Annotated in this window: 18 protein-coding genes; 7 read left to right on the forward strand and 11 right to left on the reverse strand. The window is 62.3% G+C overall.

All coding sequences use genetic code 11. The annotated features are described in order from the left end of the window. Positions 1–30 precede the first annotated feature (30 nt). The 4 genes from GQA94_RS12620 to GQA94_RS12635 all read right to left on the reverse strand — a co-directional run bounded on the left by GQA94_RS12620 (position 31) and on the right by GQA94_RS12635 (position 5,006). Positions 31–966 (reverse strand): triacylglycerol lipase, encoded by a 936-nt coding sequence (locus tag GQA94_RS12620; RefSeq protein ID WP_158188350.1) that lies wholly within the window; start codon positions 964–966, stop codon positions 31–33. Positions 967–1,264: 298 nt separating this feature from the next. Further along, the gene (gene greB / locus GQA94_RS12625; RefSeq protein ID WP_158188351.1) at positions 1,265–1,762 is read right to left on the reverse strand and encodes a transcription elongation factor GreB; all 498 of its coding nucleotides are present in this window, start codon (positions 1,760–1,762) and stop codon (positions 1,265–1,267) included. Positions 1,763–1,821: 59 nt separating this feature from the next. Then, a complete protein-coding gene (locus GQA94_RS12630) occupies positions 1,822–4,323 on the reverse strand; it encodes an ABC transporter permease (RefSeq protein ID WP_158188352.1) in 2,502 nt (833 codons plus the stop codon). Continuing rightward, the gene (locus GQA94_RS12635) at positions 4,320–5,006 is read right to left on the reverse strand and encodes an ABC transporter ATP-binding protein (protein ID WP_158188353.1); all 687 of its coding nucleotides are present in this window, start codon (positions 5,004–5,006) and stop codon (positions 4,320–4,322) included. The genes GQA94_RS12630 and GQA94_RS12635 overlap by 4 nt, the downstream gene beginning before the upstream one ends. Before the next feature lie 10 nt (positions 5,007–5,016). Between GQA94_RS12635 and GQA94_RS12640 the strand changes: the two genes are divergently transcribed. The 3 genes from GQA94_RS12640 (at position 5,017) to GQA94_RS12650 (ending at position 6,982) form a co-directional block, all read left to right on the forward strand. After that, positions 5,017–5,622, forward strand: coding sequence for an arylesterase (locus GQA94_RS12640; RefSeq protein ID WP_158188354.1), 606 nt, complete (start codon positions 5,017–5,019; stop codon positions 5,620–5,622). 44 nt (positions 5,623–5,666) lie between these two features. Continuing rightward, positions 5,667–5,948 (forward strand): hypothetical protein, encoded by a 282-nt coding sequence (locus tag GQA94_RS12645; RefSeq protein ID WP_158188355.1) that lies wholly within the window; start codon positions 5,667–5,669, stop codon positions 5,946–5,948. Positions 5,949–6,016: 68 nt separating this feature from the next. Further along, a complete protein-coding gene (locus tag GQA94_RS12650) occupies positions 6,017–6,982 on the forward strand; it encodes a L,D-transpeptidase family protein (protein WP_158188356.1) in 966 nt (321 codons plus the stop codon). A gap of 83 nt (positions 6,983–7,065) precedes the next feature. Here the strand turns inward: GQA94_RS12650 and GQA94_RS12655 are convergent, their stop codons facing one another. Then, positions 7,066–7,320 (reverse strand): Lpp/OprI family alanine-zipper lipoprotein, encoded by a 255-nt coding sequence (locus GQA94_RS12655; RefSeq protein ID WP_014853168.1) that lies wholly within the window; start codon positions 7,318–7,320, stop codon positions 7,066–7,068. 416 nt (positions 7,321–7,736) lie between these two features. On the opposite strand from GQA94_RS12655, the gene GQA94_RS12660 reads away from it, so the two are divergent. After that, positions 7,737–8,027, forward strand: a complete 291-nt coding sequence (locus GQA94_RS12660) for a GNAT family N-acetyltransferase (protein ID WP_158188357.1) — start codon at positions 7,737–7,739, stop codon at positions 8,025–8,027. A 42-nt stretch (positions 8,028–8,069) separates the two neighbouring features. Here GQA94_RS12660 and GQA94_RS12665 read toward each other — a convergent pair whose 3' ends face one another. Beyond that, the gene (locus tag GQA94_RS12665) at positions 8,070–9,146 is read right to left on the reverse strand and encodes a 3-deoxy-7-phosphoheptulonate synthase (protein ID WP_158188358.1); all 1,077 of its coding nucleotides are present in this window, start codon (positions 9,144–9,146) and stop codon (positions 8,070–8,072) included. A 274-nt stretch (positions 9,147–9,420) separates the two neighbouring features. Here GQA94_RS12665 and GQA94_RS12670 point away from each other — a divergent pair, with 274 nt between their 5' ends. Together GQA94_RS12670 and cysB are read left to right on the forward strand one after the other, a co-directional pair. Beyond that, positions 9,421–10,374, forward strand: a complete 954-nt coding sequence (locus GQA94_RS12670) for a putative 2-dehydropantoate 2-reductase (RefSeq protein ID WP_158188359.1) — start codon at positions 9,421–9,423, stop codon at positions 10,372–10,374. 320 nt (positions 10,375–10,694) lie between these two features. Then, positions 10,695–11,669, forward strand: coding sequence for an HTH-type transcriptional regulator CysB (gene cysB, locus GQA94_RS12675; protein ID WP_158188360.1), 975 nt, complete (start codon positions 10,695–10,697; stop codon positions 11,667–11,669). Between the two features lie 115 nt (positions 11,670–11,784). On the opposite strand, the gene GQA94_RS12680 is transcribed toward cysB, so the two are convergent. After that, on the reverse strand, positions 11,785–12,519 hold the full coding sequence (locus GQA94_RS12680) for a phosphoadenylyl-sulfate reductase (RefSeq protein ID WP_158188361.1): 735 nt from the start codon (positions 12,517–12,519) through the stop codon (positions 11,785–11,787). Positions 12,520–12,706: 187 nt separating this feature from the next. Here GQA94_RS12680 and thrH point away from each other — a divergent pair, with 187 nt between their 5' ends. Then, positions 12,707–13,324, forward strand: a complete 618-nt coding sequence (thrH, locus tag GQA94_RS12685; protein WP_158188362.1) for a bifunctional phosphoserine phosphatase/homoserine phosphotransferase ThrH — start codon at positions 12,707–12,709, stop codon at positions 13,322–13,324. 39 nt (positions 13,325–13,363) lie between these two features. Here thrH and pabB read toward each other — a convergent pair whose 3' ends face one another. Genes pabB through GQA94_RS12705 form a run of 4 tightly spaced genes read right to left on the reverse strand, consistent with a single transcriptional unit; the run spans position 13,364 to position 17,807 of the window. After that, positions 13,364–14,704, reverse strand: coding sequence for an aminodeoxychorismate synthase component I (gene pabB / locus GQA94_RS12690; RefSeq protein WP_158188363.1), 1,341 nt, complete (start codon positions 14,702–14,704; stop codon positions 13,364–13,366). A 48-nt stretch (positions 14,705–14,752) separates the two neighbouring features. Then, positions 14,753–15,736: an alpha-L-glutamate ligase-like protein gene (locus tag GQA94_RS12695; protein ID WP_158188364.1), complete on the reverse strand. Its 984-nt coding sequence runs from the start codon at positions 15,734–15,736 to the stop codon at positions 14,753–14,755. Positions 15,737–15,739: 3 nt separating this feature from the next. After that, positions 15,740–17,266 (reverse strand): inactive transglutaminase family protein, encoded by a 1,527-nt coding sequence (locus GQA94_RS12700; RefSeq protein ID WP_158188365.1) that lies wholly within the window; start codon positions 17,264–17,266, stop codon positions 15,740–15,742. 4 nt (positions 17,267–17,270) lie between these two features. Then, a complete protein-coding gene (locus tag GQA94_RS12705) occupies positions 17,271–17,807 on the reverse strand; it encodes an ATP-dependent zinc protease (protein ID WP_158190099.1) in 537 nt (178 codons plus the stop codon). Positions 17,808–17,983: the final 176 nt, after the last annotated feature.

Here is a 17,983-nt window from a genome sequence, read left to right on the forward strand (position 1 = left end):
TGGCCGGGGCGGATGCGCCCCGGCGTCTTTTCATAAGCCTGCGTTCTTCAGGCGGTTGGCATGTTGGCGATAGACCGTCAATGGATCAGTTTCGAACAGACTGGTCAGGCCAAGCACCTGGTTGACCTCGTCCAGATGGTTCATCCGGTAGTTGTCGCGAATCACCATGCCCAGGTGCGAGCTGCAGCGTCCGACGAGGCCGTCGTTCGGCTCGTCGAAGGCGAGCGAGCCTGCGCCCAGCATGGCATCGCTGACATCCAGCGGATTGGTCAGCGGGCTGGTGCCGCTCCAGGAGTAGTAGCGCACACCGTTCACCTTGTACGCGCCCTCGCCGCATTCGCTGGCTGGGATGCCCTGCGGGAATCTGGCGTTGAAGCGCGCAGCGCCCTCGCTGTTGAGCGACTCGAGCGAACCGAGCGAATTCTGTGGCTGGGTGCTGGGACTCCCGGAGAGGAAATGAATCAAGGCGCCCATGCCGTTGACCAGGCCGGCAACGATGGCCTCGGCGCCGGAGCCCTCCGGTATCCTGCGAATCAGATCGGCGACATCCGAGCCCTTGTGCGGGGCGCCGACACTGGTGACTGACGCAACCAGGTCCGGGCGCACGGCAGCAACGTAGCGCACTGTCGGTCCGCCGTGGCTGTGGCCGATCAGGTTCACCTTCGGTTTGCCACTGATCGCGACGATCTCCTCGACCTGCTCCAGCAGTTCCTCCCCGCGCAGTTCAGTGGTGTTGAGCTGGCTCACTTCGGTTACGTAGACCTGCGCGCCGTCGCGTCGAAGGGCATGGGGAATGCCGTACCAGTAATCGATGCCGAGCATGCTGTCGAAGCCGAGCATGCCGTGCGCGAGCACAATCGGGTAGCGCGTCTGGGTGTAGCCACTGGAGCCGAACAGGCCTGCATGGACCTCGCTGGAGGCTATTGCCGCACCCAGGCATAGAGCGATCAGGTTCTTGTTATTCATGTATGCACTCATCGGTGGGTGAATGGGCTTGGGCAATCCGTCGCCTTCCACCGCGCACTGCGCGTACTGCCCTGGCGAGAACGCAGCAATCGTGCCAGCCAGGTCCGATCGAGCTGTGCCGGCGCGGCTGTCGCGGTTTCAGGCGATTCGGTTATGGCCAGGACGACGGCAGCCGCTTTGCCTGTTACCAGAGGCAACGCCACGCTGAGTAGGAGGGTGATGTTTTGCAACACCGCGCCGCTTGGTGAGCGACGTTCGTGCATTTTGACGACTTTACAGTCAGTTCAAAACCTGCCGGTCACGGATAGTCTATGGCGACGACATACCACAGCTTGGGTCCGGTCGGCGTCTGCACCTGGACCTCGGCATCGAGCGGCTTGCCCACGAGCGCCCGGGCCAGCGGCGAGTCGATGCTGATCAGCCCCTGGCGCAGATCCAGCTCGTCCGGACCGACGATGCGGTAGCGCGCCTGATCACCGTTCTCGTCTTCAACCGTTACCCAGGCGCCAAAATAGACCTTGCCCGGATCGCTCGGTTTTTCGCTGACGACCTTGAGCTTCTCAAGACGCTTGGTGAGAAACCGCACGCGGCTGTCTATCTCCCTGAGCATCTTCTTGCCGTAGGTGTATTCGGCGTTTTCGGAGCGATCGCCTTGCGCTGCCGCTTCGCTGACAGCCTGGGTAACCTGCGGGCGCCGGACGTGCCAGAGTTCATGCAGCTCCGCGCGTAGGCGCGCTTCGCCCTCTGGGGTGATCAATGGGGTGCCGGCGGGGCGTGGCGGACGATAACGGCTCATGGGTGTTCCGGGTAAGGCAGGAAGTCGCAGATTCTAGAGGGTCGTCTTCATTCGCTGGCTCAGTTTTCCCTGAGCACGCTGAGCGGGCTGGCATTGAGCGCCCGGCGTGTTCCCATGACACCGGCGGCGCCGACCAGCAGCGCGCCGATGACCGGCAGCCACAACAGCCAGGGATGCGGCTGCCAGCGCAGGTCGAACACGAAGTGGTAGAGCAGGGCACTGACCAGCTCGCAGCCGACCGCAGCAAGCAGGCCACTCGCTGCGCCAAGCACGCCGAATTCGGCACGCCTGGCTTTGAGCAGCAACCTGCGCTCGGCACCCAGTGCCCGCAGCAGGGCGCCCTGGCGGATGCGCTCGTCCAGGGTTGCCTGAAGCCCTGCGAAGAGCACTGCCAGGCCTGCGGCAAGAACGAACATCAACACGTACTCCACCGCCAGCGAGACCTGCGCCAGAATGCTGCGCAACTGGCTGAGCAAGGCCTCGACCTGCAATAGGGTGGCGGACGGGAAGTCGCGAGCCAGTTGCACCAATTCGCGATCCTTTCCCTCGGGCAGGTGGAAGCTGGTCATGTAGGTGGTCGGCACGTCCTGCAAGGTTTCCGGCTCGAAGATCATGTAGAAGTTGGGTTGGAAGTTGTCCCAGTTCACCTCCCGCAGGCTCGTCACGCTGACGTCGCGCGTGAGCCCGCCGACGGTGAAGCTGAGTCGATCCCCCAGTTGGACCTGAAGGCTCTCGGCCAACTCCGCTTCCACCGATACGCCGGGCAGTTCACCGCGTTCGCCATCCCACCAGCGCCCCGCGGCCAGGCGGTTATCGGCCGGCAGATCGCGCGCCCAGGTCAGGCTCAGGTCCCGGCGAATCGCCCGCTCGCCCTGGCTGTCCTTGCTGACCAGTTGGCGCACCGGTTCACCATTGATGGCAACCAGTCGGCCGGGCACCACCGGATACAGCGGGGCGGCGTGCTCCGACAAGCTCTGGATTCTCTCGGCGAAGGCGTCCCGGTCGGCTGGCAGCACATTGAGCACGAAATGGTTGGGGGCGTCCTCTGGGAGCTGGTTCTGCCAGGTATCAAGCAGTTCGCCGCGCAGCAACGCGATCAATGCCATTGCAAGCAATATGAGGCCAAAGGCCAGCGACTGACCGGCCGCCGCCAGCGGGTGACGCAGCAATTGCCCGAGCCCGAGGCGCCATGCCAGAGATGCGCCCGACAGTGTGCGACGCAGCCCTCTCAGGGCCAGCAGCAACAGGCCTCCGAGCACGACGGTGGCGATCAGGCCGCCGGAAAGCAGTGCAAGGGTGATTTTAAGGTCCAGGCTCAGGCGCCACATGATGAGACCGAGGGCGGCTACCGCTGCGCCATACACCAGCCACGTGCTGGGTGGAATCGGCAGGACGTCGCGGCGCAGCACCCTCAGCGGCGGTACACGCCCAAGCGCGGCCAGAGGCGGCAAGGCAAAGCCGGCCAGCGCGACGAGCCCGGTGGCGATGCCCGCCAGGGCTGGCCAGAGCGTGGCTCGAGGCACCTCGCTGACCAACAGGTCGCGCAGCAGAAAGAACAGCCCGTGTTGTGCGGCCCAGCCCAGCAATGCGCCTACAGCGCTCGCCGCCACGCCGAGATAGGCAAGCTGCAAGGTATAAAGCGCCAGCGCTTCGCGTCGTGACAGCCCCAGGCAGCGTAGCAGGGCGCTGGCATCGAAGCGGCGCGCGGCGAAACGGGTCGCGCACAGCGCCACCGCGACGCTGGCGAGCAGCACGGCCGCCAGGCTGGCCAGGTTCAGATAGCGCTCGGCGCGTCCCAGTGCGCCGCCGATCTGTCGGTTCCCGTCCTTGGCGGTCTCGATGCGCTGATGGGCTTGCAGTCCGGCTTTGATGGTTTGCTGGTAAGCGTCCAGTTGCTCCGGCGAGCCGCGCCAGAGGTCGCGATAGCGTACCCGGCTGCCCGGCTGCACCACGCCGGTGGCATCCAGGTCGTCCAGATGCATCAGCACGCGTGGCGTCAGGCTGTAGAAGTCGCCGACCCGATCGGGCTCGTAGGTCAGTACGCGGGTCAGTTGCAGCTGTTTGTTGCCAACCTCGATGTCATCGCCGATCTCGAGATCGAGCGCGGCGAACAGCCTTGCTTCGGCCCAGGCTTCGCCTGGTCTGGGGCCCGGCCCTGGTTGTTCCGGCTGATAGGGCGCGGCTGCGCTGCGCAACGCCCCGCGCAACGGGTAGCCGTCGCCGGCGGCCTTGACGCTGGTCAGCTGGAGATTGTCATCGGTGGCGACGACGCTGGAAAACTCCACGACGCGGGTGTGATCGAGCTGTAGCCGTTGGCCCGCTTCGATCTGCTCGGCTTCGGCAGGCTCGCTGCCGCGCAGCACCAGATCGGCACCGAGAAATTCGGTGGCGCGCAGCAACATTGCATCGTTCAGGCGGGCGCCGAAGTAGCCGATGGCGGTGCTCGCGGCGACGGCAATCACCAGCGCAAGAAACAATACACGCAGCTCGCCGGCGCGTGCATCCCGCAACAGCTGGCGCAGCGCGAGGGCAGCCAATCGGCTGGGCGGCACGCGCTTCATCGGGTCTGCTCGTCGCGAAGCTGACGCCCGCCTTCCAATCGAAGCAGGTGCTGACAGCGTCGTGCCAGGCGCTCGTCGTGGGTGACCAGTACCAGGGTCGTTCCGCGTTCGCGGTTCAGTTCGAAGAGCAGCTCGGTGATGGTCGCCCCGGTGTGGCTATCGAGGTTGCCGGTTGGTTCATCGGCGAACAGGACCTCGGGCTCGGCGGCGAATGCGCGGGCGACTGCGACACGCTGCTGTTCCCCGCCCGACAGTTGCCTTGGATAGTGATGCAGGCGAGCGCCCAGACCGACCCGACCGAGCAGCTCGGTGGCTTTCGTCTGCGCATCACGCCGGCCGTGCAGTTCGAGGGGCAGCATGACGTTCTCCAGCGCGTTGAGGCTGTCGAGCAACTGAAACGACTGGAAGACAAAGCCGACATGCTCGGCGCGCACGCGGGCGCGCTGGTCTTCGTCCAGCTGCGCGAGGCTGTGGCCGGCCAGTTGCACCTCGCCGGAGCTGGGCAGGTCCAGGCCTGCCAGCAGCCCGAGCAACGTCGACTTGCCGGAACCGGAGGTGCCGATGATTGCCAGGCTTTCCCCCTCGTTCAGGCTCAGGGACACGTCGTCGAGTATTGCCAGCTCGCCTTCCGCGCTGGGTACCGCTTTGCTAAGGTTCCGGGCATGAAGAATGCTGGCGCTCATGGAGATTCCGATGCGAAAGTGGCTGAGAAGTGGGGTCCTGGTACTGCTGTGCTGGGCTCAGGGAGCCCTGGCGGGAACGGTGCTGGTGGTCGGGGATAGTATCAGTGCCGCTTTCGGCCTGGAAACCAGTCAGGGGTGGGTGCACCTGCTCCAGCAACGCCTTGATACACACGCACCCGATCATCGGGTGGTGAACGCTTCGATCAGCGGCGATACCAGCGCCGGTGGGCGGGCCCGGTTGCCAACCCTGCTCGAGGAACATGAGCCGGAGATCGTGATCCTGGAGCTTGGCGGCAATGACGGTCTGCGCGGTCAATCGCCGGCCCAATTGAAGGCGAACCTTGCGGCCATGGTTGAGCAGTCGCAGCAGGCCGGTGCCAAGGTGCTGCTGCTTGGCATGCGTTTACCGCCCAACCTGGGACAGCGATACACCACGGCGTTCGCACAGGCGTTCGATTCCCTGGCGCAGGAACAGGCGCTGCCTTACGTGCCGTTCTTGCTCGAGGGCGTGGGCGGCGTCGAAGGCATGATGCAAGCGGACCGGATTCACCCCACTGCCGGTGCGCAGCAACGATTGCTGGACAATGTCTGGCCGGTGCTCGAACCCTTGCTTTGAGACGTGCGCGCGGCTACTGTCGCGCCCCTCGATCGGAGCCTCAAATGCCGCGCCCAGCCTGGACCCTGTTTGCCTATCGCCTCATCGTGCCCGACGAACAGTTCGACCTGTTCGCCTGCCGCGAGAATCGTCTGCATCTGGCGTTGCGGCAGCTTGAACTCGACGGTCGAGTGGACCGTACGCTTTGCGGCGGTTTTCTGCCTGCGCGGCCTCGCTGGCAGGACCTCGAACGCGCGGCGCTCAAGGATCGCCGACTCTGTCCGGCCTGCCGCGATGCGCTCAGCGCACAGCGCAAGGGCCTTCCGTCTGCCTCCAGCCATTGGTAGCTCGGCGCTTGCCGTCGCTTCGAGTACAATCGCAGCCAACCTATCACTCGTTACCAAGGAAACCCTGAATGTTCCCGCGCGCGTCTGCAGTCGCCTCCTGTGTGTCACTCGCTGCTTTGCTGTTGGCCGGACAGTCTGCTGCGCTCGAGTTGCCGCTACCCCCTGAAGGGGAGGACGTGGTGGGGCAGATTCAGGTCATCAAGGCCAAGTACGAAGATACCTTCGCGGCACTGGGCGAAACGTACGATCTGGGCTATCTGGAACTCGTTGCGGCCAACCCGGGTGTGGACCCCTGGTTGCCTGGCGAAGGGACCGACATCATCCTGCCGACGCGCTACATCCTGCCGCCGGGGCCGCGCGAGGGTATCGTCATCAATCTGGCCGAGTACCGCCTGTACTACTACCCGAAAGGCGAGAACGTGGTGCATACCTTTCCGCTTGGGATCGGGCGGGAAGGATGGGGCTCGCCGGTAGGCAATACCCGCATCTCCGCGATGACGAGCAATCCGGCGTGGTATCCCCCGCAGTCGATTCGAGACGAGCATGCCGCTGAAGGCGATCCGCTGCCCAAGGTTGTACCGCCGGGGCCGGATAACCCGCTTGGTCCGTACAAGATGAGCCTGGCATTGCCGGGTTACCTCATCCACGGCTCGAACAAGAAGTTCGGCATCGGCATGCGTGTCAGCCACGGTTGCTTTCGCATGCTCAACCACAACGTGCTGGAGTTGGCTGGACTGGTCAAGGTCGGGACCTCGGTACGGATCATCGACGAGCCTTACAAGTTCGGTGTGAGCGAGGGCAAGATCTACCTGGAGGCGCATACACCTTTGCAGGATGAGGACAAGCACATGACGCTCATGGATAAGCACGCGGTGGTGGTCAATACACTGTTGAAGCGTGACGAGGCGGCCGGTGTGCTGCAGCTCGATTGGGAGATGGTGCGCGAGATCATCGCCGGGGAAGATGGCCTGCCGATCCAGATTGCCGAACAGGCGCAGGCGCTGGCCAACCACGACGAGGAGCCGATCTTCTGAGTCGGTCGAGCGGAGCTATCGCCCTCGAGCGCCCACAAAAAAGCCGACCTGATTGCAGGTCGGCTTTTTTTATCGCCTGAAGCTTACTTGCGGCTGGCGCGTTCCAGCATACGCAGTGCACGCTCGTTGGCTTCGTCAGCGGTCTGCTGAGCCTTCTGAGCGGCTTGCAGAGCCTCGTCAGCCTTGCTGTAGGCTTCGTCCGCGCGGGCCTGAGCACGGGCAGCGGCGTCTTCGGTAGCGGTCAGACGGGCTTCGCTTTCCTTGGTCATGCTGTTGCTGCAACCAGTAGCCAGAACTGCGGCGAAAGCCAGAGCAGAAAATTTCAGAACGTTGTTCATCGTGTTCCCCTTAAGGATGAAATCCATGGCAACTTCCGTTATGGAAAGTTAGCGCGCACATACTACCGATAAGTTGAGCCAAGTAAACTGAGGCAGGCCGTTGTCGCCACAATTTTTTCTGCAAGCTCATCCTGTTTCACGGTCACGCTGGCCAGGTTGATTGAAAAACAATCAGAGCCAGTCGTTACTCGTTAAATGGACCGGCGAGGGGGCTTAAAAGTTGCACTTCGGACGGGCTTTGCCATGTGAGCGATATATCGGTCTCGCTGCCGCGCCGCACTACCAACTTAATCAATTGAAGCCAGGTCTTACATAGCGGTAGCATGCATCGTCCAGCTAACAAGAAAATGGGGTATGTGCGGGCCTCGCACGCACGCTCCCAACCGAAGGGCAGGCCAGCCTGCACAGGAGGCGAGATGACCGACAAGCTAACCATCCACCATGATCGAACAGGTCACCAGTTCGAGACCACCGTGGACGGCTATCGCGCCTATCTGGCTTATGTCGATCTAGGCAAGCAGACGCTCGATATCTATCGTACGTTCGTGCCAGATGCGCTTCGGGGACGGGGCGTTGCCGCCGTGCTGGCTCAGCACGCACTCGATTACGCGGCGCGCGAAGGTTACACCGTGATTCCGTCGTGCTCGTACGTGGAGTGGTATATCGAACGCCAGGCCAATGCGGCCGACCGTCTCGACAGCGAATAAAAAAACGCCGGCAAGCGGCGTTTTTCCAGGGCAGTTCCGCCTTTAGCCGCGAGCGCGCCTGGGCAGTACTTCCTTCAGCTTGGCATGCATGCCGAGAATGGCTTTCTCGGTGGTTTCCCAGTCGATGCAGGCGTCGGTAATGGATACGCCGTACTTCAGGTCGGCCAGGTCCTTGGGAATCGGCTGGCTGCCCCAGCCCAGGTGACTTTCTACCATCAGGCCGACGATGGAGTTGTTCCCCTCCAGGATCTGGTTGGCCACGTTGTCCATCACCAGCGGTTGCAATGCCGGGTCCTTGTTGGAGTTCGCGTGGCTGCAATCGACCATGATGTTGGGGCTGATGCCGGCCTTGTTCAGTTCCTGCTCGCACACCGCCACGCTGACCGAGTCGTAGTTCGGCTTGCCATTGCCGCCGCGCAACACGACATGCCCGTAGGCATTGCCTTTGGTGGTGACGATGGAAACGCCGCCAGACTGGTTGATGCCGAGGAAGCGATGCGGGCTGGACACCGATTGCAATGCATTGATCGCGACGGTCAGGCTGCCATCGGTGCCGTTCTTGAAACCCACTGCCGAGGACAGGCCCGATGCCATTTCACGGTGAGTCTGGGATTCGGTGGTGCGCGCGCCGATGGCCGACCAGCTGATCAGATCCTGCAGGTACTGCGGGGAGATCGGGTCCAGTGCTTCGGTGGCCGTTGGCAGGCCCATCTCGGCGAGGTCGAGCAGCAATTGCCGGCCGATGTGCAGGCCGTCCTGGATCTTGAACGAGTCATCCATGTAGGGATCGTTGATCAGGCCTTTCCAGCCGACCGTGGTACGTGGCTTCTCGAAGTACACGCGCATGACCAGATAAAGGCTGTCCGACACCTTATCGGCCAGCACTTTGAGGCGCTCGGCATATTCATGGGCCGCTTTGAGGTCATGAATCGAGCAGGGGCCAATCACGACGAACAGGCGATGGTCCTTGCCGTCGAGAATGTCGCGTACCACCTGGCGCCCTTCGGAAACGGTCTTCAACGCCGAAGGGGTCAGCGGAATTTCCCGCTTCAATTGCTCTGGCGTGATGAGTGTCTCGTTGGAGGAAACGTTAAGGTCATCGATCGGTAAATCAGCCATCGTGTTCTCGTCAGGTCACGGATGCCGTCCGCCAGCCAATCCCGGTGCGGCGGAGGGCTCAGGGGCGCAGCGGGGAGCGGAACCTTATCGCGTATTGCGTCGACTCGACAATAATCTTGACGTCGCAGGGCTCCTTGGCGCGCCCGACAACCGTGCCCCGCCGACGAGCGCGAGCCGGTGCGGTGGCTGGGCGCCGCCTCGGGACGCTGATAAGGTGGCGATCGAAGCGCGCCGTCGAGCGCGCGTCCCATTGATCAGTAGCTGGAGCTTGTGCATGAGCGCACCCACCCCTCGAATCGGAATCATCGGCACCGGGGCCATAGGCGGTTTCTACGGCGTGATGCTGGCGCGAGCCGGCTACGGCGTGCATTTTCTGCTGAGAAGTGAATACGAGGCGGTCACCCGTAATGGGCTGCGGATAAACAGCGCGGTGCATGGTTCGCTGCATCTGGAGACGGTGCAGGCGTATCGCAACGCGGCCGACATGCCCCCCTGCGACTGGCTGTTGGTCGGCGCAAAAAGCACCAGCAACCCGGAACTCGCGCCGCTGATCATCGAGGCCGCCGGTGAGGATGCCAAGGTCGTGGTATTGCAGAATGGGCTGGGTATCGAGGATGACCTGCGCCAGCTGCTGCCCGGATACATCCATCTGCTGGGTGGCCTCTGTTTCATCTGTGCGCACCGCTCGGCATTGGGTGTGGTCGAGCATCAGGCGCTCGGTGGCGTCAATCTTGGCTATCACTCGGGGTCGGCAGAAACGCCGGCGCAGCAACAGGCCGTGGTGCAAGAGGGCGTAGCGATGTTCCGCGCGGCGGGCGTCGACTCCAGCGCGGCGGTCAATCTCGCCCAGGCACGATGGCAGAAACTGGTATGGAACATGCCATACAACGGTCTTTCGGTCCTGCTGAATGCCGGTACGGCGCCGATGATGGCTGATCCGCATAGCCGCGCGCTGGTCCGGTCGATCATGCTGGAGGCCTGTGGCGCAGCGGCGGCCTGTGGCCATCCGCTGCCCGAGGTGCTGGTCGATCGGATGATGACCTCGACCGACCACATGCCCGACTACCTTCCGAGCATGTTCCACGATCATGCGCACGGACGTGCGATGGAACTCGACGCGATCTATGCCGCGCCGCTGGCTGCGGCTGCGAAGGCCGGCTTCGCGATGCCCAGGACCGAGGCGCTTTACCAGGCCCTGCGCTTCATTGCCGCGCGCGCGGACCGTTAGGCCAGATTATCGTTGAAGGTGACCGATCAGCCGCCGGGCGGCCGTTCGGGACGGTAGAGGTTTCTTTTGTGGCTGCTAAGCTCAGACGAGGCCGCTGAACCCGAGCGCCGCCCTGGCGTCCAGAATGCGATCGGCCTGGCCGTTCGCCGGGCCGGTCGCGGATACGCGGGCTGTTCATCTCGCACTTCGCAGCGCGGCGATCCGGGGCGGAATCGCCAGGAGGCGATACATACGGAAATGACCTAGAATTCCGATGTTCAGGTGCATAAAGTTATAAAAAGTGGTGGCGTTCAGGCGTCATTGGCCTTTGAGGGATCTCTATGAAGCTTCAGCAACTGCGTTACATCTGGGAGGTGGCGCATCATGACCTCAATGTCTCGGCGACCGCACAGAGCCTGTTCACGTCCCAACCCGGCATCAGCAAACAGATTCGCTTGCTCGAGGACGAGTTGGGCGTGGAAGTGTTTGCCCGCAGCGGGAAACACCTGACCCGCGTCACGCCGGCCGGCGAGCGGATCATTACCACGGCAGGGGAAATCCTCCGCAAGTGCGAAAGCATCAAACAGATCGCGCAGGAGTTTTCAAACGAGAAGCGCGGCACCCTCAGCATTGCGACGACCCATACGCAGGCCCGCTATGCCTTGCCGCAGGTGATCAGCTCGTTCATCAAGCAATACCCGGATGTCTCGCTGCATATGCACCAGGGGACCCCGATGCAGATTGCCGAAATGGCGGCCGATGGCACTGTGGATTTCGCCATCGCGACCGAGGGGCTGGAGCTGTTCGGTGACCTGGTGATGATGCCGTGCTATCGCTGGAATCGCTGTGTGGTCGTGCCGCAGGGGCATCCACTGGCGAAGCTGGAAAAGCTCACGCTCGAAGCCTTGGCCGAGCACCCGATCGTGACCTACGTGTTCGGCTTTACCGGACGCTCCAAGCTGGACGAGGCCTTCAGCCACAGGGGCCTGTCGCCGAAAGTGGTCTTCACCGCGGCGGACGCGGATGTCATCAAGACCTACGTGCGCCTGGGACTGGGCGTTGGCATCGTGGCGCGGATGGCCGTCGATGCGACGCTGGACGAGGATCTGGTGGCGCTCGACGCGAGCGAACTGTTCGAACCCAGCGTGACCAAGATCGGGTTCCGCAGAGGCACCTTTCTGCGCGGATTCATGTGCGATTTCATCGAAACCTTCGCGCCTCATCTCGATCGGGAGATGCTCGAGAAAGCCGTGCAATGCCGAAACAAGGCCGAACTGGACGACCTGTTTGCCAATGTCGATCTGCCGACCTTCTAGCGGCGCCGCGAACCGAGGTCCGAACGGCGCCGGGTCGAAGCGCGGTATCGCTGATACCCATGAGCGGGTCCGTCAGGGCCCGCTCAGCGACAGGCGTCCGCGGGTGGGCGAGTCGTCAGGCTCTGGCGATCAGATTGCCGGCGTGCAGGCCGCATTCCTTCTGCGTTGATTCTTCCCACCACCAGCGCCCCTCGCGCTCGTGCTGGTTCGGCAGCACCGGGCGCGTGCAAGGCTCGCAGCCGATGCTGATGAAGCCGCGTTCGTGCAGGCTGTTGTAAGGCAGTTCGAGCATTCGGATATAGGCCCAGACTTCCTCGCTGGTCATCTGCGCAAGGGGGTTGAACTTATACAACGTGTGCGCTGGCGTGGAAAAGGCGCTGTCGACTTCCAGTACCAATACCTGGCTGCGGGTGCCGGGGCTCTGATCGCGGCGCTGCCCGGTTGCCCAGGCACGGACGCCCGACAGCTTGCGGCGCAGAGGCTCGATCTTCCGGATGCCACAGCATTCGCCGTGGCCGTCCCGGTAGAAGCTGAACAGACCCTTCTCATTGACCATCGGCTGCAGCAGGGCTGGGTCCGGCGTCATGATTTCGATGGGAATGGCGTAGTGCTCGCGAACCTGCTCGATGAAGCGATACGTCTCACTGTGCAGGCGGCCGGTATCGAGACTGAACACTTTGACGTTCTTGTTCAGTTTCCAGGCCATGTCCACCAGCACTACGTCCTCGGCGCCGCTGAACGATATCCATAGGTCGTCTCCGAACAGGTCGAAGGCGAGCTTGAGGATATCTTGTGGGGATTTACCGGCATAGGCGGACGCCAGCTCGGCTACATCGATTGTTTGGCTCATCAGGCGGCTTCCTCGGTTGGCGCTTGGCGCTCTGCTGGCCGCGGATGTTAACAAATAGGCTTTATGACCCTAAATAACGTTAGAGCGACGATCCCAAACTTTAATGAATAAGGGCGTCGCGTTGCGTCGTTTCGCCCTTGCCGTTAGAGTGCCGCTTCCAATTTTTTCTGCTTTGAAGGGGTGGTCCGTGGAAATAGCCTGTCTCGACCTGGAAGGTGTCCTGGTTCCGGAAATCTGGATCGCCTTTGCCGAGGCCACTGGAATCGAATCGCTCCGGGCGACCACGCGGGACATTCCTGACTATGACGTGCTGATGAAGCAGCGCCTGCGTATCCTCGACGAGCACGGCCTCAAGCTGTCGGATATCCAGGCCGTCATTGCCACCCTGAAGCCGCTCGACGGCGCCGTGGCGTTCGTCGACTGGCTGCGTGAGCGGTTTCAGGTCGTCATTCTCTCAGACACCTTCTATGAATTCTCGCAGCCGCTCATGCGCCAGTTGGGATTCCCGACGCTGTTGTGCCACCGTCTGATCACCGACGAGTCGGGACGCGTCGTCAACTATGAGCTGCGCCAGAAAGACCCCAAGCGGCAGTCCGTGATCGCATTGAAGAGCCTGTACTACCGCGTGATTGCCGCTGGCGATTCGTACAACGACACCACCATGCTCGCCGAGGCGCATGCCGGTATCCTCTTCCACGCGCCCGACAACGTCATTCGTGAGTTCCCGCAGTTCCCGGCCGTGCACACCTTCGAGGCGCTCAAGCAGGAGTTCCTCAAGGCGTCGAATCGCACGCTCGAACTGTAAGAGACCAGCGGCGCGCGGGGCCTGTCGACCGGCCCCGCACTATAGCTGTTCCAGCGTCTCCATCAGCACCTTCACCTTGTCGAAGGTTTCCTGATATTCGGCCTGCCAGTCCGAATCCGCCACGATCCCGCCGCCGCCCCAGCACGTCGCCTGATCGTCTTGGATCAGTAGCGTGCGAATGGCAATGGAGCTGTCCATTTCGCCGCGTACGTCCAGGTACAGCAACGAGCCGCAATAAATCGAGCGGCAAGTGGGTTCCAGCTCATCGATCACTTGCATGGCACGGATCTTCGGCGCGCCGGTAATCGATCCGCCCGGAAAACTGCCCGCCAGCAGGTCCAGCGCATCCTTGCCGGCGGCCAGGGTTGCGCTGACACTGCTCACCAGATGGTGCACGTTTGGGTAGCTTTCCAGTGAAAACAGCTCCGGTACCCTGACGCTCCCCGTCTCGCAACTGCGACCAAGATCGTTGCGCAGCAGGTCGACGATCATCAGGTTCTCGGCGCGATCCTTTTCACTGGCCAGCAGCGCCTGGGCCTCGGCCTGATCGGCCCGGGGATCGCTGCGGCGCGGGCGCGTGCCCTTGATCGGACGGGTTTCCACGATGCCGTTGGCCAGACGAAGAAAACGTTCCGGTGACAGGCTCACGATTGCACCATCGTCCAGGGTCATGAAACCTGCGTAGGGCGTCGGGCATGCCGCGCGCAACGCCCGATAGGCCTGCCACGGGTCTCCTGCACATGGGGCACGGAAGCGCTGCGCGAAATTCACCTGGTAGCAATCGCCGGCCTGGATATAGCGCTGTATGCGCTCGACGGCGCTTTGGTAGTCGGAGCGTTGCAGGTCGGCGGCAAATCGCGACGCAAGCCTGAACGACAGCGGCCTTGGCTGCCACGGCGACTCGAACAGGTGGATCAGGCGAGTCCGGTCTTCAGCGGTCATCGCGGGGTGAAAGACCAACTGAGTCGTTTGCCGGTGGTGGTCGCTGATCAACGCCCAGGCATACAGGCCGAAGCGGGCGGTGGGCAGTGGCAGGTCCGCCGCGGCATTGGCAGGCAGGCGTTCGAGCCGTGCGCCGAAATCGTAACTGAGAAAACCCAGCAGGCCGCCGGTGAACGGCAGTTCCAGACCGGCCGGGGCCTCGGCGTCACCGAGTGTCTGCAAAGCGTTGCGAAGACGTGCGAAGAAGGCCGTGCCGGCCTCGGTCGTGCCGGGCTCCAGTCGTTCACTCGGCCAGGCGCTCAGCAGGTCGTAGCGCCCCCGTTCGGCAATCGGACGGCCGGAGTCGAACAACACCGCACCGGGCGCATGGCGAATGCGCTCGAACCAGCACGCCGGGTCAGGCTGATAGGGAAGGGCGTGTACCGAGCAGAAAGGCATTGAATAGCTTCGATCCGAAAACGGTCCGGCTGCCTGCCGGACCTCGCGTCACGCGTGGGGCGGTATATGGCCGAACAGATCCTGGGCGAATCGCACCCGCTCCTCTGGCGTCTCCTGGATGCCCTTTTTCTTCAATTCCTCGAGCCGGTTTTCCACCGCGTGCGTGCGGTGAGTCAGGCCGCAGTCGTTGGCGATCTGGATGTTCAGGCCGGGGCGAGCGTTGAGTTCCAGGATCAGCGGTCCCTTGTCCTGGTCCAGCACCATGTCGACGCCGATATAGCCCAGGCCGCAAAGCTCGTAGCAGCCCGCGGCGAGCTTCATGAAGCCATCCCAGTTCGGCAATTGCACGCTGTCCACCGCGTTGGTGGTGTCAGGGTGCTTGGCGATCTTGTTGTTCAGCCAGGTGCCGCGAAGCGTGATGCCCGTTGCCAGGTCCACGCCGACGCCGATTGCGCCCTGGTGGAGGTTGGCCTTGCCGCCGGATTGCCGTGTTGGCAGCCTTAGCATGGCCATCACCGGGTAGCCCATGAGGACGATGATGCGGATGTCCGGGACGCCCTCATAGCTGATGCTCTTGAAGATCGGATCCGGTGTGACGCGGTATTCGATCAGCGCGCGATCACGGTGGCCGCCGAGTGAGTAGAGACCGGTGAGAATGTTCGATATCTGATGCTCGATCTCGTCGTGCGTCATGATCTTCCCGGATACCGTCCGGTACCGGCCTTCGAAACGGTCGGCGATCACCAGGATGCCGTCACCGCCGGCCCCCTGGGCCGGCTTGACGACGAAGTCGACATGGTCCTTGACGATGTCCTTGAGCTTGTCGATGTCCTTCTCGGTCTCGATGACGCCGTACATCTCCGGCACGTCGATACCGGCCTCGATGGCCCTTTCCTTGGTAATGATCTTGTCGTCGACGATCGGATACAGGTTGCGTTTGTTGTACTTGAGCACGTAATCCGCGTTGCGGCGGTTGATGCCCATGATGCCCTTGGCTTCGAGGGCCTTCCACGTCTTGATCAGACCGAACATGGCTCAATCCTTCAGAAAGGCTTTGAATCGGAACAGCTCGGTCAGGCGATAGCCGCGATAACGACCCATTGCCAGCATGAAGCCCACCATGACCAGCAGCACGGCCGGGAACGTGAACATGAAGTAAGTCAGTTCCGGGACGCTCATCAGCATGTGTGCCAGGGTTGCGGCGACCAGCGTGCCTACGGCGACCTTGAACGCGTGGCTTGCGCCGCGTTCCTCCCAGGTAATCGACAGGCGCTCGATGGTCATGGTGAGAATGACCATCGGGAACAGCGCGACGGACAGCCCGCGTTCCAGGCCCAGTTTGTGGCTGAGCAGGCTGATCACCGCGATCAGTACGACGACAAAGGTCAATACGACGGAAAGCCGCGGCAGCATCTGCAGCTTGAGGTGTTCAAGGTACGATCGAAGCGACAGTCCCAGCGCGGTGATCACGGTAAACAGGATGATACCGAAGCCGAGCTGAGTTTCCCGGAACGCCAGGGCGATCAGGACCGGTGTGAAGGTGCCTAGCGTCTGCAGGCCGCCGAGGTTTCGCAGAATCAGAATAACCAATACACCGACCGGGATCATGATCATGATCTGGTAGGTCTGTTGGGTCTGCAGCGGCAGGCCATACAGCGAGTATTCGAGGAAGTCCGCGTCGGTGTTCTCGTCGGTCAGCTTGGCCAGGCGGATGGCGTTCATTTCACTGCTGTTGAGGGTGAAGGTCACCTGCGGATTCCGGCCGCCTTCCAGGCTCACCAACGGCTCGTCACCGGTCCACCAGACCAGGCGATCCTTCGGCAGTCCCTGCTCGCCGGTTTCCGGGTTGAAATACAGCCACTTGTCACCGTTGAAGCTGCGCAGCCACAGCTCGGGCGTTTGCGCCATGTCAGACGACAGCCGTACGGTATGCACGCGCTCCATGGGCACGTGTGCGATCGACAGCAGCAATTCGATCACGCGGGCCTTGTTCACCGTCGCGGAGTCGCCGCCCAGCAGGAGCTTGACGTTATCGTCGTTGGCGTTGTTGACGCGCTTGATGGCTTCGCTGATGAAGGTCTCGACGTCGGCCGAATGCTGGCGAATCGGCGACAGCAGCGCCTCGGCCGCAATCTTTTCGGCGCCTTCGACCGGGATGCTGTCGCGGAAGATCGGGCCGGTGGCCTTGGTTTGCTCACCGCTGTAGCGTCTGGTCAGCACCAGGCGGTAGTAGAGCGTCTGATTGCCGCTGACTCGCCGCGCCGACCAAGTGACTCGGCGGTTGCCGTCGGCGCGGTTGATGCTCACGCCATAGTTGTTGGAAATGAAACTTTCGTTGAGGCTGACGAACTCCTGGTTGAGCGGCGGCACATACATCTGCAGCTTCACCGGTTCGCGCGGATTGGCCTGGAATTCGACCTTGGCATCGATGTTCCACAGGTCGTCGGTTTCATCTTCGGTAATCGGAATTCCGAGGACGAAAATCTGGTACGCGGTAATCGCGATCCCCAATGTGACGAGTACAAAAATCAGAACTTTCAGGTGCAAGGTCAGGGCGCGCATGGCATTACTCGTCGGCGTCGGATTCGATGATGCAGCCGGGCTTGCCAGCAGCGTACTTAAGGCTTGGATCGACCAGGGCTTCGAAGCGGGTAAGCGCATCGGAACCGATTAAAAGTGGGTATTGGAAAGCGCTTCGGTCCGTGAGGTTCACTTCGATGCTGCGTTTAACCTTGCCCATGCACAGATCGAGCTCGACGACCGGGCGCGGCGTGTACGTTTTTTCTTCTTCCGGATCGAAGTCGCCCGCGCGGCGCTTGATCTTGCTGATGCGCTGCAAGGGAAGCTCGATCGGTCGGCTGTGAGCCTCGTCTATGGCGAGGTAGAAGCGCACCCAGCTCTTGCCGTCGCGTTTGAATCGCTCGATGTCGCGCGCGCTGAGTGAGGCGGTCTGCGCACCGGTGTCGAGCTTGGCCGGCACTTCAAGGCCGAAATCGGGCAGTGCGACATGTTCATTCAGGCCGTAGATGGTTTTTTCATCGGCCTGGACAAGCAGCGGAAAGAGCGAAAGACAAAGCAACAGGAGACGGGTTTTGGCGCTCATAGATCCAGAATTAGTCGAGTCAACAGAGGCATGGGCGCAACGACGACCCACGGGTTGAGAGCATGGCGAGGTGGCCGCCAGGCAAAAGTGCATAGCGCGGCATTCTAGCATGGGCATTTATTGGCGCGGCTAGCCTTGATGCGCCGGTGTCGCTATCGACGGCGTTGATGTTATTT

The sequence above is a fragment of the Stutzerimonas stutzeri genome, assembly GCF_009789555.1.
GTDB lineage: Bacteria > Pseudomonadota > Gammaproteobacteria > Pseudomonadales > Pseudomonadaceae > Stutzerimonas > Stutzerimonas stutzeri_R.

Bases quoted from the DNA above. Each gene is read 5' to 3' on its own strand.
- GQA94_RS12620 (WP_158188350.1), bottom strand. From the start codon at position 966: ATGAATAACAAGAACCTGATCGCTCTATGCCTGGGTGCGGCAATAGCC.
- greB (WP_158188351.1), bottom strand. From the start codon at position 1,762: ATGAGCCGTTATCGTCCGCCACGCCCCGCCGGCACCCCATTGATCACC.
- GQA94_RS12630 (WP_158188352.1), bottom strand. From the start codon at position 4,323: ATGAAGCGCGTGCCGCCCAGCCGATTGGCTGCCCTCGCGCTGCGCCAG.
- GQA94_RS12635 (WP_158188353.1), bottom strand. From the start codon at position 5,006: ATGAGCGCCAGCATTCTTCATGCCCGGAACCTTAGCAAAGCGGTACCC.
- GQA94_RS12640 (WP_158188354.1), top strand. From the start codon at position 5,017: ATGCGAAAGTGGCTGAGAAGTGGGGTCCTGGTACTGCTGTGCTGGGCT.
- GQA94_RS12645 (WP_158188355.1), top strand. From the start codon at position 5,667: ATGCCGCGCCCAGCCTGGACCCTGTTTGCCTATCGCCTCATCGTGCCC.
- GQA94_RS12650 (WP_158188356.1), top strand. From the start codon at position 6,017: ATGTTCCCGCGCGCGTCTGCAGTCGCCTCCTGTGTGTCACTCGCTGCT.
- GQA94_RS12655 (WP_014853168.1), bottom strand. From the start codon at position 7,320: ATGAACAACGTTCTGAAATTTTCTGCTCTGGCTTTCGCCGCAGTTCTG.
- GQA94_RS12660 (WP_158188357.1), top strand. From the start codon at position 7,737: ATGACCGACAAGCTAACCATCCACCATGATCGAACAGGTCACCAGTTC.
- GQA94_RS12665 (WP_158188358.1), bottom strand. From the start codon at position 9,146: ATGGCTGATTTACCGATCGATGACCTTAACGTTTCCTCCAACGAGACA.
- GQA94_RS12670 (WP_158188359.1), top strand. From the start codon at position 9,421: ATGAGCGCACCCACCCCTCGAATCGGAATCATCGGCACCGGGGCCATA.
- cysB (WP_158188360.1), top strand. From the start codon at position 10,695: ATGAAGCTTCAGCAACTGCGTTACATCTGGGAGGTGGCGCATCATGAC.
- GQA94_RS12680 (WP_158188361.1), bottom strand. From the start codon at position 12,519: ATGAGCCAAACAATCGATGTAGCCGAGCTGGCGTCCGCCTATGCCGGT.
- pabB (WP_158188363.1), bottom strand. From the start codon at position 14,704: ATGCCTTTCTGCTCGGTACACGCCCTTCCCTATCAGCCTGACCCGGCG.
- GQA94_RS12695 (WP_158188364.1), bottom strand. From the start codon at position 15,736: ATGTTCGGTCTGATCAAGACGTGGAAGGCCCTCGAAGCCAAGGGCATC.
- GQA94_RS12700 (WP_158188365.1), bottom strand. From the start codon at position 17,266: ATGCGCGCCCTGACCTTGCACCTGAAAGTTCTGATTTTTGTACTCGTC.
- GQA94_RS12705 (WP_158190099.1), bottom strand. From the start codon at position 17,807: ATGAGCGCCAAAACCCGTCTCCTGTTGCTTTGTCTTTCGCTCTTTCCG.